General features: G+C 37.1%; 13 protein-coding genes. All 13 read left to right on the top strand.

What is annotated here, in order from left to right:
* Positions 1–151: 151 nt before the first annotated feature.
* From EDD61_RS08275 to EDD61_RS08215, 13 genes are read left to right on the top strand one after another with little or no spacing between them, the layout of a single operon-like run.
* Positions 152–2,029, top strand: a complete 1,878-nt coding sequence (locus tag EDD61_RS08275) for a polysaccharide biosynthesis protein (protein WP_117548086.1) — start codon at positions 152–154, stop codon at positions 2,027–2,029.
* Positions 2,026–3,255 carry a DegT/DnrJ/EryC1/StrS family aminotransferase gene (locus EDD61_RS08270; protein ID WP_132224961.1) on the top strand — a complete coding sequence of 410 codons (1,230 nt, stop codon included), beginning with the start codon at positions 2,026–2,028 and terminating at the stop codon, positions 3,253–3,255. Before EDD61_RS08275 ends, EDD61_RS08270 begins: the two co-directional genes overlap by 4 nt.
* On the top strand, positions 3,246–3,941 hold the full coding sequence (locus EDD61_RS08265) for a sugar transferase (protein ID WP_008686985.1): 696 nt from the start codon (positions 3,246–3,248) through the stop codon (positions 3,939–3,941). The genes EDD61_RS08270 and EDD61_RS08265 overlap by 10 nt, the downstream gene beginning before the upstream one ends.
* 12 nt (positions 3,942–3,953) lie before the next feature.
* Positions 3,954–4,724 carry a glycosyltransferase family 2 protein gene (locus EDD61_RS08260; protein ID WP_008686987.1) on the top strand — a complete coding sequence of 257 codons (771 nt, stop codon included), beginning with the start codon at positions 3,954–3,956 and terminating at the stop codon, positions 4,722–4,724.
* On the top strand, positions 4,721–5,887 hold the full coding sequence (locus EDD61_RS08255; RefSeq protein ID WP_008686989.1) for a nucleotide sugar dehydrogenase: 1,167 nt from the start codon (positions 4,721–4,723) through the stop codon (positions 5,885–5,887). The genes EDD61_RS08260 and EDD61_RS08255 overlap by 4 nt, the downstream gene beginning before the upstream one ends.
* Positions 5,871–6,677: a hypothetical protein gene (locus EDD61_RS08250; RefSeq protein ID WP_008686991.1), complete on the top strand. Its 807-nt coding sequence runs from the start codon at positions 5,871–5,873 to the stop codon at positions 6,675–6,677. Before EDD61_RS08255 ends, EDD61_RS08250 begins: the two co-directional genes overlap by 17 nt.
* Positions 6,652–7,623: a glycosyltransferase family 2 protein gene (locus EDD61_RS08245; RefSeq protein ID WP_132224959.1), complete on the top strand. Its 972-nt coding sequence runs from the start codon at positions 6,652–6,654 to the stop codon at positions 7,621–7,623. Before EDD61_RS08250 ends, EDD61_RS08245 begins: the two co-directional genes overlap by 26 nt.
* Before the next feature lie 5 nt (positions 7,624–7,628).
* Positions 7,629–8,963 (top strand): hypothetical protein, encoded by a 1,335-nt coding sequence (locus tag EDD61_RS08240; protein ID WP_132224957.1) that lies wholly within the window; start codon positions 7,629–7,631, stop codon positions 8,961–8,963.
* Positions 8,932–9,891 carry a glycosyltransferase family 2 protein gene (locus EDD61_RS08235; protein ID WP_008686996.1) on the top strand — a complete coding sequence of 320 codons (960 nt, stop codon included), beginning with the start codon at positions 8,932–8,934 and terminating at the stop codon, positions 9,889–9,891. The genes EDD61_RS08240 and EDD61_RS08235 overlap by 32 nt, the downstream gene beginning before the upstream one ends.
* Positions 9,892–9,914: 23 nt before the next feature.
* Positions 9,915–10,811, top strand: coding sequence for a glycosyltransferase family 2 protein (locus EDD61_RS08230; RefSeq protein ID WP_008686997.1), 897 nt, complete (start codon positions 9,915–9,917; stop codon positions 10,809–10,811).
* Between the two features lie 19 nt (positions 10,812–10,830).
* On the top strand, positions 10,831–12,276 hold the full coding sequence (locus EDD61_RS08225) for a flippase (RefSeq protein WP_117548092.1): 1,446 nt from the start codon (positions 10,831–10,833) through the stop codon (positions 12,274–12,276).
* A gap of 12 nt (positions 12,277–12,288) precedes the next feature.
* On the top strand, positions 12,289–13,374 hold the full coding sequence (glf, locus tag EDD61_RS08220; RefSeq protein ID WP_117548093.1) for a UDP-galactopyranose mutase: 1,086 nt from the start codon (positions 12,289–12,291) through the stop codon (positions 13,372–13,374).
* A gap of 20 nt (positions 13,375–13,394) precedes the next feature.
* Positions 13,395–15,131, top strand: coding sequence for a hypothetical protein (locus EDD61_RS08215; RefSeq protein WP_008979200.1), 1,737 nt, complete (start codon positions 13,395–13,397; stop codon positions 15,129–15,131).
* Positions 15,132–15,622: the final 491 nt, after the last annotated feature.

Raw genomic sequence — 15,622 nt, 5'->3', positions numbered from 1 at the left:
ACATTTATTCTTAATCTTACAACAGGAATGGACTTTTTAGCCCATTCCTGTCTTCCTATTTACAATCGTAAAAATGATTGCAAGTTATTATATTAAGTATTATAATACTATAGGTTATGTATATATAAATGCATTAAGAAGGAGTGTTTATATGCTGGATATTATATTTGAGAATCCTTTTTATATAAAACATCGTGAATTCGTATTATGCATGGTAGATTTGTTTATCGTAGTCGTTTCCTTTTTTTTAGCTTATTGGTCTAAAATTGATTTTGACTTTGATTCTGTCGGTCAAATAGATATAATGAAAGTTCTAATGGCTCTGTTTGTTATTTTAATCGTCTATGCCATTAGTTTTTTTGCATTTAAGATTCATAAGAGTTTATGGAAATACATTAGCTTGATTGAGACGTTTCGTATTAGTCTGTCTGTGATTTGTGCAAGTATTGTCTTAATTATTTTCATCCTATTGACTTCCATCAACCGATTTTATATCAGTGTGGTCTTTGTGGCTGGATTATTAACGATCCTAATGATGTTTAATGTGCGTTTAGGATATCGTCTGTTAAGAAGATATACGGCAAAAAGTGAAGAGCCTAAGAAAAATGTCATTATCATCGGGGCAGGCGATGGTGGTTATATTTTGTTAAAAGAAATTTTACAAAATGATAAAATGCATGCGAATGTCGTAGGCTTTGTGGATGATCAGCGAGTACATAAGATGATTAGCGGATATACCGTATTAGGCAGTACGTATGATTTACCGGAAATCGTCAATAAATATAAAGTGAATGAAGCATATATCGCAATACCAAGTGCATCGAAAGCAGAAATTCGACGCATGAACGATATCTGCCAGTCTTTGAAATTAAAAACAAAGATCATGAAAGAAGCGGAAACATTATTAGAAGATGATGAAAAAGCGTATCCAATTGAAGATATTTCCATTGAGGATTTACTAGGCCGTGGAGAAATCCATTTAGAACAAGAAGAAATTGGTTCTTATATCACCAATCGTACGATTGCCGTGACAGGTGCAGGCGGCTCTATCGGTTCTGAATTATGTCGGCAGATCGTAAAGTTTTCACCTGCTCGTCTGTTGATGATTGATATCAATGAAAATGCCCTATATATGTTGGAACAGGAATTTAACCGCAATCGCATGCATGGTAAACTAAATGATAAGATTGAAATCATATCGCTGATTGCCTCGATTCGTGATTATACGGCGATGGATGAGCTATTTAAACAATATGAGCCCAATGTCGTTTTTCATGCTGCCGCACATAAACATGTGCCCCTTATGGAAACACGTCCTCAAGAAGCTATAAAAAACAATGTGTTTGGCACCCATTCTCTCATTCAGGTGTGTATAAAAAATAAAGTTTCACGCTTTATCATGATTAGTACAGATAAGGCGGTAAATCCAACAAATGTCATGGGTGCGACAAAACGCATGACGGAAATGATCACACAGGCTTATGGTGATAATGGTATCACCAAAATGGCAGCTGTGCGTTTTGGCAATGTATTAGGCTCTAATGGATCTGTCATCCCTATTTTTAAAAAGCAGATAGCGGAAGGCGGTCCCCTTACCATTACCGATAAAAAGATCATTCGCTATTTTATGACGATACCAGAAGCTGCGCAACTGGTGTTACAGGCCGGTTTTTATGCGGATAAAGGGGAAATTTTTGTTTTAGATATGGGAGAACCGGTAAAAATATTGGATTTAGCAGAGAAAATGATTCGCCTGTCCGGGTTGCGTCCTTATGAAGATATTGATATCATTGAGATAGGACTGCGTCCTGGGGAAAAGATGTTTGAAGAATTGCGGTTGGATGGAGAAGTAACCGTAAAAACAAAAAACGATTTAATATTTAAAAACAATGTGATGGGAATCACGAAAGAAGAAGTTGAAGAAAAATTAAAAACGTTAAGCAAAGCGTTACTCGATAATTTAAGCAAGGAGCAATATCGCGAGGTTATGTTAAACGTCATTGCGAATGAAGGAATGGAAAATGTATGAATGAGAACTTGAAAAAAATGAATATTCCATTTTCACCACCCGATATTACGGAAAGTGAAATAAAGGAAGTAATTGATACGTTGAAATCAGGCTGGATTACGACCGGTCCAAAAACAAAGGAATTGGAAAAGGGAATTGCTGCATATTGTGAAACAAAGCGTGCTGTCTGTTTGAATTCAGCGACATCCGCATTAGAAATGACCTTATATTTATTAGGGATAGGTCCAGGAGATGAAGTTATCGTTCCCGCCTATACGTATACCGCAACCTGTAGCCCAATTTGTCATGTCGGTGCTACTTTAGTTATGATCGATATGGCCAAAGATAGCTTTGAAATGGATTATGCCCGCGTTGCAGCGGCTGTGAATGAAAAGACAAAAGCCATCATTCCTGTGGATTTGGGTGGTGTCTTATGTGACTATGAAAAACTTTATGAAGAAATAGCGAAAGTCCGCCACTTTTATACGCCAAGCAAGCCTATCCAAAAAGCATTTACACAACCCATCATCATAGCGGATTGTGCACATGGTTTTGGGGCAGTGAAAAAGGGTAAAAAAGCAGGGAATTGGGCAGATTTTACAATATTCTCCTTTCATGCGGTTAAAAATTTAACGACTGCGGAAGGAGGAGCTGTCACTTGGAAACCGGTGCCTGGTTTTGCGGATGCGTGGATTTATCAGCAATATCAATTATTGTCTTTGCATGGGCAGACGAAGGACGCATTGCATAAAAACCAATCAGGTGCTTGGGAATATGATATTGTTGCGCCGACATTTAAATGTAATATGACGGATTTGCATGCGGCATTAGGGTTAGCGCAATTACGTCGCTATGATGCAATGTTGGCACGCCGACATGAAATCATTCAATATTATAATCAACACTTAAAAAGTGAAAACATTTTCTTATTAAATCATAAGGATGCCAATCATCAATCCTCCGGACATTTATATATAACAAGAATCAAAGGCATCCGTGAACAACAGCGCAATGAGATTATTATGGCAATGGCTGAAAGGGGAATCAGCTGCAATGTGCATTATAAGGCATTGCCAATGTTAAGCGCCTATCAGCATTTAGGTTTTAAAAGGGAAGATTATCCAAATGCATGTGAATTGTATGAAAATGAAATCACCCTGCCTCTATATAGTTCTTTACAGGATGGGCAGGTGGAATATATTATCCGCAATTATAAAGAGGTGTTGGAGGAATATACATGCGGTTAAAGCAATGGGAGGATTTGCCTGAAAAGATGAAGAATGATAAGGTATTGCCTTATTATGATATAATAAAAAAGAAAACAGCAAGTCTGCTATGGAAAAGAGTATTTGATATTTGTCTGTCAGTCGTGCTGCTTGTTGTTTTATCTTGGCTCTTTTTGATCCTGGCGATCTTAATTAAAAGGGATTCTTGTGGTCCTGTTTTATATCGGCAAACACGCATAACACAGTTCTATAGACCATTTACCATATATAAATTTCGTACAATGACAGATCATGGTGAGCAAATGGGAGCATTGGTAACTACGCAAAATGATATGCGTATTACCAAAATAGGAAAAAAGATACGAAAATATCGTTTGGATGAATTGCCACAGCTGGTGAATGTTTTAAAAGGTGATATGACATTTGTGGGTACACGTCCCGAAGTTCTTAAGTATGTGGAATGCTATGACGAGGAGATGTATGCGACTTTATTAATGCCGGCAGGTATTACCTCATTAGCAAGTATTCGCTTCAAAGATGAAGAAAAGATATTATCTGCGTATAGTGAGCAGGAAATAGATAAGGCTTATCAAAGCGTTATTTTACCTAAAAAGATGCAATACAATTTAGATTATTTAAGAAAATTCAGTTTTTTTTATGATTTACAATTATGTTTTCAAACGATCATTGCGGTATGTAAGAAGTAAAGGGTGAGTAATATGAAAGATTTGATATCCATTGTAACGCCAACCTACAATGGAGAAAACTTTATAGCAGAAACAATTAAAAGCGTACAGGCGCAAACATATGAACATTGGGAAATGCTCATTGTCGATGATTTATCTACGGACAATACGGTAGAAATCGTAAAGGCATTTGCAGCCCAAGATGCCCGAATCAAATTTTTCATATTACCGGAAAAAGGCGGAGCATCCCTTGCCCGCAATAAGGCAATAAGGGAAGCGAAGGGAGCCTATATCGCATTTCTGGATGCAGATGATCTATGGAAACCAGAGAAGCTAGAAAAGCAACTGGCTTTTATGAAAGAAGCGCAAGTAGCCTTTTGTTATCACCATTATTCCTTAATAGATGAAGCAGGACAAGCGTTACATATTCGCAGGATCGCACCAGAAAAACTTTCCTTTCATAGAGCCTTATTAGGCTGCTCCATCGGTTGTTTAAGTGTCATGTATCATGCCAAAGCAGTAGGCTTGATTCAAATTGAGCGATTAGATAAACGCAATGATGATGCATTATGGCTGAAAATATTAGAAAAATGCCAATGGGGTCGCTTATTGGATGAGGACTTAGCGTACTATCGCATTGTTGAACGTTCCTTATCTTCAGGATCAAAAGTAAAATTGCTGAAGTATCATTATCGTCTGTATCGTAACATCATGAACTATCATGCAATAAAGAGCCTGTATTATACAATTTGTAATGTTTTTGTTTATTTTTATAATAAAAAAAGGAGGGAGATCAGACTATGAAGATTGCCGTTGCCGGTACGGGATATGTGGGACTTTCCATTGCGGTTCTCTTATCTCAAAAACATGAGGTAGTTGCTTATGATATCCTTCCGGAAAAGGTGGATATGATCAATCATCGCATATTGCCGATTAAAGATGCAGAAATGGAAACTTATTTTCAAGAAAAAGAATTGCATTTAAGAGCAACCAATGATGCGCAAGAGGCCTATCGTGATGCTGATTACATTGTCATTGCAACACCGACCAATTATGATGATCAACAAGATCACTTTGATACAAGTGCCGTTGAAAGTGTAATCGAAGAGGCACTCGCATATAACCGACATGGCAGCATTGTTATCAAATCAACGATACCGGTAGGATATGTCAAAAAAGTCAGAGAAAAATATCAGACACAGCGTATTCTGTTTTCTCCTGAATTTTTACGCGAAGGCAAAGCTTTGTATGATAACTTATATCCATCACGTATCGTTGTGGGAGAGCAAAGCGAAGAAGCAAGGATTTTTGCGGAGCTGTTGAAAGAAAGCACTTGTGTCAAGGATGTGCCGGTGCTCTTAACTCAGCCTACCGAAGCCGAAGCAATTAAATTATTTGCCAATACTTATTTGGCAATGCGTGTGGCATTTTTTAATGAAATCGATACCTATTGTGAAATCAATCAGTTGAATACTCAGCAGATCATTCATGGCATCGGTTTAGATCCACGCATCGGGAATCATTATAACAACCCATCTTTTGGCTATGGCGGTTACTGTCTGCCAAAAGATACCAAACAATTAAAAGCAAACTTTGCTGGTGTACCAAACAATATCATTACGGCTGTTGTCGATGCCAATGATACAAGAAAACATCATATCGCCAATAGAATTCTTCAAAAACATCCGAAAACGATTGGCATTTATCGTTTGACGATGAAGAAAGATTCTGATAATTACCGCAAATCTGCCATCTTTGATGTGATTGAATTATTAAGAGAACATGCTGATATTTTGATATACGAGCCAACGATGCAAGAAAGTAAGCTGCATGGATTACCGCTAGAACGTGATTTAGAACGCTTTAAAGCGATGAGCGATGTCATTGTGGTCAACCGTTTAGATGAAAAGCTGCAAGATGTAAAAGAAAAGGTGTATACAAGAGATATTTATGGCCGCGATGAGTGATAAAAAAGTGGAAGTGTTAATCACGACCGTGAATTGTAAAAATCCAGAAGCATTGTTGCAGCAAATGCATATACAAAGTGCAGCGTGTATCGGAAATCAGTGTGAAGTAAATCGCATCGATACCATTCAAGCATCGGGAGGTTCATATATTGTATACAATTTTAATGAACGCGGTGTCGGATTGAATCGAAATAACTTATTGATGAGAACTAAGGCAGAGTATTGTTTATTTGGTGATGATGATCTGGTCTATGTGGATGGATATGAAAACATAGTTAAGGATGCATTTCAAACATATCCGGATGCGGATGTCATCCTCTTTAATTTAGAGGAAGAAACATCAAGCAGATATAAAATTCAAAAGCCATTTAAAGTCAATTACTTTAACTTCATGCGTTTTGGCGCTGCCCGTATGGCTGTTAAAAGAACAAGCATACAGACCAGAGGCATTTTATTCAATCTTTGTTTTGGGGGTGGTTGTGCCCATGCGCATGGCGAAGATACGTTATTTTTAAACAGTTGTTTAAAAGCTGGCTTGCATATTTATGCATTACCCATAACGATTGCGACTTTGACAGAGGTAAGAGCATCCTCTTGGTTTCACGGCTATGATGAAAAATATTTTTTAGATAAAGGATTGCTATATTATGTTATGAGCAGAAGATTTTATCCTTTTTTAATTTTACAGGATGCCTTGCGTCATCATAAAACGTATGATAAAACAATTGGCTATCTAGTGAAAACAATGAAACGAGGTGTCGCAGATGAGCGAAAACGAAGAATGCAATAACCTTGTCTTTTCGATCATTATCCCGGTGTACAATACAGAGAAGTATGTGGAAAACTGTGTTGCCAGTGTGCTGCAGCAAGCGTTTCCTGTGGAGGCCTATGAAATCCTTTTGATTGATGATGGTTCTGTGGATGCTTCAGGTGCTTTATGTGATCAGCTTGCACAACAATATGAGCAGGTAAGGGTGTTTCATCAATCCAATCAGGGATTGTCCATGGCACGCAATAAGGGCATATCAAAGGCAAAAGGCAGCTATATTCTCTTTTTAGACTCGGATGATGCCTTAGCAACCGATGCCTTTCTTCCATTGTATGAAATCATCAAACAGCATTCCTATGATATCATTGTCACGGATATGAACATCATCACTTCCACAACACAAAGCTATTGCAGACACAGCCATCAGCGATTGTATGAAGAAATGGATGGCAGGACTTTTTTACTACAAGAATTAAAACATCACAGTATGCATATGGCAGCGGTAATGAATGTGTATCGAAGAGCCTTTCTTTTGGAAAATGCATTGACCTTTAAAAGCGGTATCTTACATGAAGATGAACAGTTCACTCCAAGAGCTTTTCTAAAGGCTGCTTCCATCATTGCCATTGATCATTGTTATTATCGTTATATGATAAGAGAAAATTCAATTACGACGAATAAGAAGTTATATAAAAACGTAAAAGATCTTTATGAAACCTTAACGGAATTATCGCTTATCTATCAAAAAGAAGAAGCGCCATTGCGCTCTTATCTGATGGAAAGTCTGTTGGAAAAATATTTATATATGTATGCCAAAGCGGGTGTTTATCAATCGGCATATGATGGCATACGCAATAAGCAATTTGTTAAAGGGAAAGCAAAATCATTAAAAAACAAGGCGAAGGTCTGTTTATTTACCATAAGTGATCGCATGTATTGCAAGATACATCCTCATAAGGAGGGGTAAAGCATATGATGAATGCGTTAAGAGCATGGTGGACAAAAACAGATAGGATGAAAGAGCTGAAAAAGATCAATCTTGGCTATCTGTTACTGTCAACTCTCTTTTATTACAGTACCGTATGGGAAGATATCGAATGGCTATGCTATCTGTTGTATTATGGCATTCCTTTTCTTTATCTGTGCTATCATTATGAGTGGGTCATAGATTGTATTCGTATCTGTATGCGAAGCTGTTTAAAGTACTATTTGGGTGCCATCTTGTTCATGGCGCTGCTTAGTTTGGTATTGCCTTGTCTTTATCAGACATATGATTTTTCTTACTTTTTGATTCGCATTTTGCAGATTGGTAAGGAAGGGCTGAAAATCCTGTTTCTTTTTCTTATTTTTATCCGCTACATTTCTCCTGAAGGAGATTATCTTTTATTTATGAAATACTTTGTGTTAGCAACCTGTATGTATATCTTGGGCACGTGTGTGATCATTGCGATTCCTGGTTTGCGTGATCTTTTATTGCAATTGAATAAGGCGGATGAAAATACGATTCGATTAGCTTATTTACCATCGTATATCACAAGATTTGGATGGTGTGGGTTTTCCGGCTTTACCTATACCTTGCGTTGTTCCTTGGCTGCTATGTTTCTGTGCTATATCATCTATTTGCAACAGGAACAAAGTTTTACTTTCCATACGATCTTATTGATGATCGTTATCCTTGGAAACTTTTTCTATGGTCGTATCGGAATCGCTGTAACAGCTATCTATGTGTTTCTGCTTTTTGTTGTTTTATGGATGAAAAAACGAATGCTGTGGAAACGCTTATTGCTTATGATGGTGATAACTTGCGGTATGCTTTCCATAGCCTTTCTCTTATCCGAACAAGTGCGTGTATGGCTGCGTTGGGTTTTTCAATCCTTCATCAATTATTCTGAGCAAGGCAGTTTTTCCACAACATCTACTCAATCGCTAAAAGAAATGTATTTTACACCAAATGGTAAGACGCTTTTGCTAGGTGATGGCTATTATACGGATGCGGATGGATTATATTATATGGGAACGGATGTAGGCCTTTTCCGTGCTGTTTTATTTGGCGGCATTGGTTTTCAAATGCTTCGCTATACTTTGCTAGGTAGTTTATTGTTTGAATATAAGCGCTGTTTACCGGTGCATTTGCATAGACTTCTGCTCTTATTACCTATTTTATTTATCATTTATGAAATGAAGGGGGAAAGCATTTGCCCGATCATTTCTATTCTATTTGGTGTGGCTTTGCTTATCACCTATCAGAAGGAAAGAAAGAAAAGCGGTGAAACCTATGGATATTTCCATCATAATTCCGGTCTATAATGTAGAACGATATCTCAAGGATTGTTTGGATTCCATCATCCAACAAAGCAACGAGATCATGCTGCAGGCAATCATTGTAGATGATGGAAGCAGTGATCATTCACAAACAATTGCAAAACACTATACAATGTTGTATCCGGATATATTTGAATATCATCGAAAAACAAATGGGGGCTTAAGTGATGCCCGCAATTATGGGGTACGCTTTGCGAAAGGAACCTATTTAATGTTTTTAGATAGTGATGATTATTTGCGAGAGGATGCCTGCTTCGCACTGTTCACATGTTTAAAAAAGACGCAGGCAGATGTTGTGCTATATGATTATATTTCCTTTGATGAGCATCAACAAAAAGCAGTGACCATGCTTGCCAGTGATTCTGGGTTTATAAGTGATCGACAATATTTGCTTACGCAGCCGACCGCATGGAATAAAATTGTCAAAACAGAAGCGTATAAACAACATCACATCACATTTCCTAAAGGTATTTGGTATGAAGATCGGGCAACGACTGGGGCGTACATCAATTTTGCGAAACGCATCTATTATCTTCAGCAACCGCTGTATTATTATCGCCAACGAACCAATTCGATTATGAATCAGCAGATGTATCATCCAAAGATGCTTGATATGAAAACAGCCATTGCCTATATGCTAGAACAGCTTGATATACAGCGATACCATGATGAAGTTGAATACATATGCATCAGTAATCTTATTTATCAAAGTGGTGAACGGCTGTTACCACATCATAAAAAGGAAGAAATGGCGATGTTTGTTCATTATATGAATGATCTTTTTCCGAATTGGGAAAAGAATCCTTATTATCTGAAACGCAGTAAATTGTATCAAAGCATCTGTAAGGCAATCAAACAAAATCACCTGGGAATTGCCCGACGCCTATTTCATCTTAAAAATAAAATGGTATAATGTTAAAGATAAAGGAGCAGGGTATGGATAAAATTATTGCGGTTATTGTAAGCTATAACCGAAAGAAATTATTAAAAGAGGCATTGGAGCATCTGTTGCATCAGCAAAACGTCAAGTTCGACATCCTGATCATTGATAATGCAAGTACAGATGGCACCAAAGAATATATCGTTGACTATTTACAAAAGGATAACATCCTGTATCACAATACAGGAGCAAATTTGGGAGGCGCCGGCGGCTTTTCATTAGGGGTTAAAATGGGCGTTGAAAAAGGCTATGACTATGTTTGGATCATGGATGATGATACCATGGTCAAAGAGAATGCCTTGGATGAATTGTTGAAGGCGAAAGAAATTCTTAAAGGGAACTTTGGTTTTTTATGCAGCGATGTAAGATGGATTGATGGCAGTGCTTGTGCCATGAATGTTCCTAACATAGATGAGAATTGGATACAGGACAGTGCATATCTTGAAAACGGCATCGTAAAGGTAAAACAATGCTCATTTGTATCCTGCTTTATCCCATCGCGTGTCGTTAAGAAGGTAGGCCTTCCCATCAAAGAGTTTTTTATTTGGGGGGATGATGCGGAGTATACCAAACGCATCTCTTTACAGTATCCATGCTATTTTGTTGCCCGCAGCAAGGTCATCCATAAGATGCTCAGCAATACCCCTACCGATATCGTAGCAGAATCCAGTGATCGTTTGTTTCGCTACAATTATGCGTATCGAAACATGTATTATGTAAAAAAGCTGGAAGGCGGTAAGCTGAATATGTTGCTGTTTTACTATCGGACATTTTTAGAAATTGTCAGAATACTTAAAAGTAAGGGAAAAGGAAAAGGGAAAAAGATAAGGATCCTATGCAAAAGCATGCATCAGCGTAAAAAATTTCATCCGGAAATAGAATATATTGAGTAGAATGAAAAGGAGATAACTTATGAAGAAAAGTGTAAAAATGAATTATATCTTCAATTTAGGTTATCAGCTGTTACTCATAGCCCTTCCGCTTATTACGACACCCTATATATCAAGGGTATTAGGTGCCAAGGCGATTGGTACTTACAGCTTCACACAATCCATCGTTACTTACTTCACTTTATTAGGATGTATCGGTTTAGGATTGTATGGGCAACGAGAGATTGCTTACCATCAAAATGATGCGTTGCAAAGAACAAAGATTTTATATGAATTGATCCTGTTAAAGGTGATTAGTATAGCGCTTAGTTTAGGCATCTATTTCATCGTTTTCCAAACCTTTGATGAATATCGTTCCTTATTCTATATTCAGATGATTGATATATTTGCAAATGTGTTTGATATTAATTATTTTTATCAGGGATTAGAAAACTTTAAGAAAATTATCGCAAGAAATATTACGGTGCGCTTTATCAGCATCATATGTGTGTTTGCTTTCATAAAGTCGCCTCAAGACCTGCCGTTGTATATCTTGATTCAATCCTTATCCCTTCTCTTCGGTAATCTAAGCATGTGGATTGCATTGCCAAACTACATAGTTAAACTTGATCATGTGAAGTTAGAAATAGGGAAACATGTAAAACCAACACTGATTCTGTTTTTCCCCCAAATTGCCGTTTCCATTTATACGGTATTGGATCGCACGATGATTGAGGTGTTAACGGGCAATACCGAAGAAATCGGATATTATGAACAAGCACAAAAAATTGTAAAATTAGCACTGACGATTGTCACTTCCTTAGGAACAGTGATGCTGCCGCGGATATCCAATCTGTTTGCGGATCATGATATGCATAAGATTAAAGAATATATTTATCAATCCTTGCATTTTGTCATGATGATTGCGGTACCGATTATGTTCGGCATCATGGGCATCGCACCTAATCTTGTCCCTTGGTTTCTCAGTGAGAAATTTATGGCAAGTATACCATTGGTGATGATGACGGCACCTATCATTGTCTTTATCGGTATCAGTAATGTGATCGGTATTCAATTCCTATTGCCTACCAGAAGACAAAAAGCCTATACCTTATCAACCATCATGGGCTCTATCGTCAATTTAATATGTAATCTCTTACTGATTCCAGGATTACTTTCCATGGGGGCAACCATCGCTTCTGTGATAGCCGAAGCATCGGTTACTGCTTTTCAATTATATTGTGTGCGTGAGGATATTGATATTAAAAAAGTATGGAAAGAAAATAGACATTATCTGCTTGTAGGAGCCTGTATGTTTGGTGTTGTATACGCGTTAAGCGTATTTTTAACCCCAAGTATCATGCATACCCTTTTCATCATTAGCGTAGGTGTCGTTATTTATTTTGTTATACTTTTCATATTAAAAGATAAATATATTTACACCATCATGCAAACAGTAAAAGATAAGCTGCGTGTAAAAAGCAGCTAAAGGAGGAAGACCATGAACTATTCATATGTGATTGTCGGTGCAGGACTGGCAGGGATCACGATGGCCGAGCGCTTGGCCGCACGTCATCAAAAAAATATTTTATTGATTGAAAAACGCAATCACATCGGAGGTAACGTCTATGACAGTTACAATGAAGATGGCATACTGATCCACAACTATGGGCCACATATTTTCCATACGAATAATAAAGAAGTATTTGACTATTTAAGTAACTTTACCGAGTGGATTCAGTATCAACACCATGTGTTATCCTTTGTTGATGGCCGCTTATTGCCAATGCCGATTGGTGTAGAAACGATTAATCGTTTATATAACTTACATTTATCTGTTTTTGAATTTGCACAATTCATCGAACAGCAGAGAGAAAAACGCACGAAGATTGAGACCAGTGAAGATGTTGCCTTGGATAAAGTTGGACGCGATATTTATGAAAAATTCTTTAAAAATTATACAATCAAACAGTGGGGGACAGATCCCAGTGAGCTGGATACTTCCGTAATCAGCCGAATCCCTTTACGTTTTAACCGTGATACGCGTTACTTTGCCGATCAATATCAAGGGATGCCGCGACTGGGGTATACAAAGATGTGTGAGAACATGCTGAAAAGCAAACACATCCATATTCTGTTGAATACCGATTATCGTGATGTCTTGGATGGGATCACCTACGACACACTGATCTATACCGGACCAGTTGATGCGTTTTATCAATATAAATATGGGAAATTAAAATATCGAAGCATCGATTTTAAAATGGAAACCTTAGATGTAGCATCTTATCAAGAAGCAGCTGTCATTAATTATCCAAACGATTATGCGTTTACCCGTATTACCGAGTTTAAAAAATTAACCGGTCAAACGCATGCGAAAACGACTATCATGAAAGAGTACCCATGCTTTAAAGATGAGCCTTATTATCCTTATCCAACCAAAGAATGGTTAGCGAAGTATCAGCAGTATGAAGCTTTGATGAAAAAAGAAAAAAATGTAGTCTTTGTCGGTCGCTTAGCAGAGTACAAATACTATAATATGGATGCCGTTGTGGAAAAAGCGTTGAAATTAGCAGAAAACTTATAAAAAAAGAGGAGGGATGGCATATGAAGAAAAAGAAAATAACATCATATTTTGCAAACATCACTCCTTTTCAATTGGCTTTCCTTATCAATGCGCTTTTTCTGATCTGTTATCTGATCAGTGGTACTATGAAGTATGAAGTCAGTGATGACTTTATGATGGAAGTCATGGTCTCTGGCGCATATACAGGTACACCGTCTCCTTATATAATGTTTATGAATCCATTGATTGGTTTATTTTTATCAACATTATATAAGTTGCATGCTTCCCTAAACTGGTATTTTTATTTCCAGGTTGCAATGATCTTTCTGTCACTGACGGGGATCACTTATTTGATCTTGAAGAAGAAAAGAACTTCGTTCACACTGTTGCTGGCAGTGTTGTTTATTGGCTTTTTCAGTAATGATCTTTATCAACTCATGCAGTTTACAAAGACAGCAACGGTGACAATTGGATGTGGATGTTTCTTTTTGATTACGGCAATCGTACAAAAAAATATATCATATAAACGTTTACTTCTAGGAGCTTGTTATGTATTGATAGGCACTATGATACGCAATAAATGCTTTTATATTACAGTAGCCTTTCTGTTTTTGACATGTTGTTTGTTATTTTTACGCCATCTTAAACAAAACCAATGTTCTTATAAAGTAATGATAAAGCCTCTTCTGATCTTTGCATGCACACTTGGCATCTGTTATGCATTTGTTTATGGCAGCAGTAAAGTATTTACCAGTATGCATCCTGACTATGCAGCATATAAAGAATACAATGAGGCCAGAGCAATTATCACCGATTATCCCGTGGATGGCTATCAGAATCTGAAAGATGACTTATCCGCAATTGGGGTATCTGAAAATGATTTTTATAATCTTGCTCATTTTGGTTATGGCGATACCCAGATCTATGATGCAGACTATGTGAAACAAGTGAGTGAAATCGTAGCAGCGCATCGCCTGCAGGATACACCAAGCATTTTACGTATCGGATACAATATGTTAAAACAAAGATATGATAAGTACATCAGTGTCTTAGGCTGTCTGGCTATCGGACTTGCCGTATTCATAAAAAAGTCGCGTTCTTTTCTGCTTATCTTTGCTAATGTTTTAGTAACCGGTGTTTTGCTTATTTATATCTTCTATCAAGGGCGTGTGGTGTATCGGGTGGAATACTCCATCTTCTTATCCCTGGCTATCAGCATTTTGTGCTATGATCATTTTTTAACACAGGAACACACCTATCCATTAGAACGTTTCCTTCCGGCAGGCATCGTTATTTTACTATTGATGCATATTCCAAGTTTTCTTCCTAATACTCATCAAAATTTTGCCGTGATGTTTAATTCCTGGGAAAATCATGTCGGAAAATATCGTGCTTCCTTCATTGATAACCGTCAAGAAGGAATACTACAAGAAATGCAGCAGCATCCTAACCGTATATACTATTTAGGATTTCAAACGACAATACAGACAATGTATTTGAATTATGATCCACGCTTCGTGATGGAACCGAACATGTTTAACAATGCGATCTATCTGGCTGGTGTTGATAGTTTTCATCCAAGCCGGATGCAGTGGCTGCAAGAACATAAATTAAAAGGTACGATGGAAGAATTACTGGATAAAGATGTCTATTTAATTGAGAATATTTATCAAGAAGAAATGTTAAACTTCATAAAGGAACATTACGATGCCACTGCTCGATTGACGCAATATGCTGTAATTGATGGCTATCAAATTTGGAAAATCGAAGCAAATTAAAAGTTGTACTGTACTTACCTGAAAAAGGGATTTTCTATACAATTTAGAATCATCTGACGAAGGGATGATTCTTTTTTTAGCATTTTTTTGTATAATTCAATATTGCTTATTTTAGATGGTATGAAATTATAGTACTTTATAAACGGTAAATATTACCAATTGAGGTTGACGGAAAAGAAAATTCGCGTTATAAATGTATATGTAATTTGAAGCATCTGGTTAAGATTACTTATATTTTCTTGTTTAATAAAGTATACGATTATAAATAAACGCCAAATTTCCATGATTTGGTGTTTTTTCTTACTTTTTAAGTTGTTTTTCTATAGTTTTAAAGCTATATAAAATCGTATACATTGTTACATATAGGCTACGATACCAGGTTGCTTTGATTCTTTGTCCATATGAGAAAAGCCACCAGTGAACATGTCATGAAATAGTTGGCGACTATGCAAACGACCATTTTTACTGGTGTGTATCAAGCGATGATGCAT

Origin of the sequence: Longicatena caecimuris (assembly GCF_004341945.1) — a bacterium.
Taxonomy (GTDB): domain Bacteria; phylum Bacillota_I; class Bacilli_A; order Erysipelotrichales; family Erysipelotrichaceae; genus Longicatena; species Longicatena caecimuris.
The sequence above is the reverse complement of the archived record's forward strand: the minus strand, read 5'-3'. Positions and strand labels throughout refer to the sequence as shown.

Excerpts from the sequence above, each read along its gene's own strand:
- EDD61_RS08275 (WP_117548086.1), top strand. The coding sequence starts at position 152 with ATGCTGGATATTATATTTGAGAATCCTTTTTATATAAAACATCGTGAA.
- EDD61_RS08270 (WP_132224961.1), top strand. The coding sequence starts at position 2,026 with ATGAATGAGAACTTGAAAAAAATGAATATTCCATTTTCACCACCCGAT.
- EDD61_RS08265 (WP_008686985.1), top strand. The coding sequence starts at position 3,246 with ATGCGGTTAAAGCAATGGGAGGATTTGCCTGAAAAGATGAAGAATGAT.
- EDD61_RS08260 (WP_008686987.1), top strand. The coding sequence starts at position 3,954 with ATGAAAGATTTGATATCCATTGTAACGCCAACCTACAATGGAGAAAAC.
- EDD61_RS08255 (WP_008686989.1), top strand. The coding sequence starts at position 4,721 with ATGAAGATTGCCGTTGCCGGTACGGGATATGTGGGACTTTCCATTGCG.
- EDD61_RS08250 (WP_008686991.1), top strand. The coding sequence starts at position 5,871 with ATGGCCGCGATGAGTGATAAAAAAGTGGAAGTGTTAATCACGACCGTG.
- EDD61_RS08245 (WP_132224959.1), top strand. The coding sequence starts at position 6,652 with ATGAGCGAAAACGAAGAATGCAATAACCTTGTCTTTTCGATCATTATC.
- EDD61_RS08240 (WP_132224957.1), top strand. The coding sequence starts at position 7,629 with ATGATGAATGCGTTAAGAGCATGGTGGACAAAAACAGATAGGATGAAA.
- EDD61_RS08235 (WP_008686996.1), top strand. The coding sequence starts at position 8,932 with ATGGATATTTCCATCATAATTCCGGTCTATAATGTAGAACGATATCTC.
- EDD61_RS08230 (WP_008686997.1), top strand. The coding sequence starts at position 9,915 with ATGGATAAAATTATTGCGGTTATTGTAAGCTATAACCGAAAGAAATTA.
- EDD61_RS08225 (WP_117548092.1), top strand. The coding sequence starts at position 10,831 with ATGAAGAAAAGTGTAAAAATGAATTATATCTTCAATTTAGGTTATCAG.
- glf (WP_117548093.1), top strand. The coding sequence starts at position 12,289 with ATGAACTATTCATATGTGATTGTCGGTGCAGGACTGGCAGGGATCACG.
- EDD61_RS08215 (WP_008979200.1), top strand. The coding sequence starts at position 13,395 with ATGAAGAAAAAGAAAATAACATCATATTTTGCAAACATCACTCCTTTT.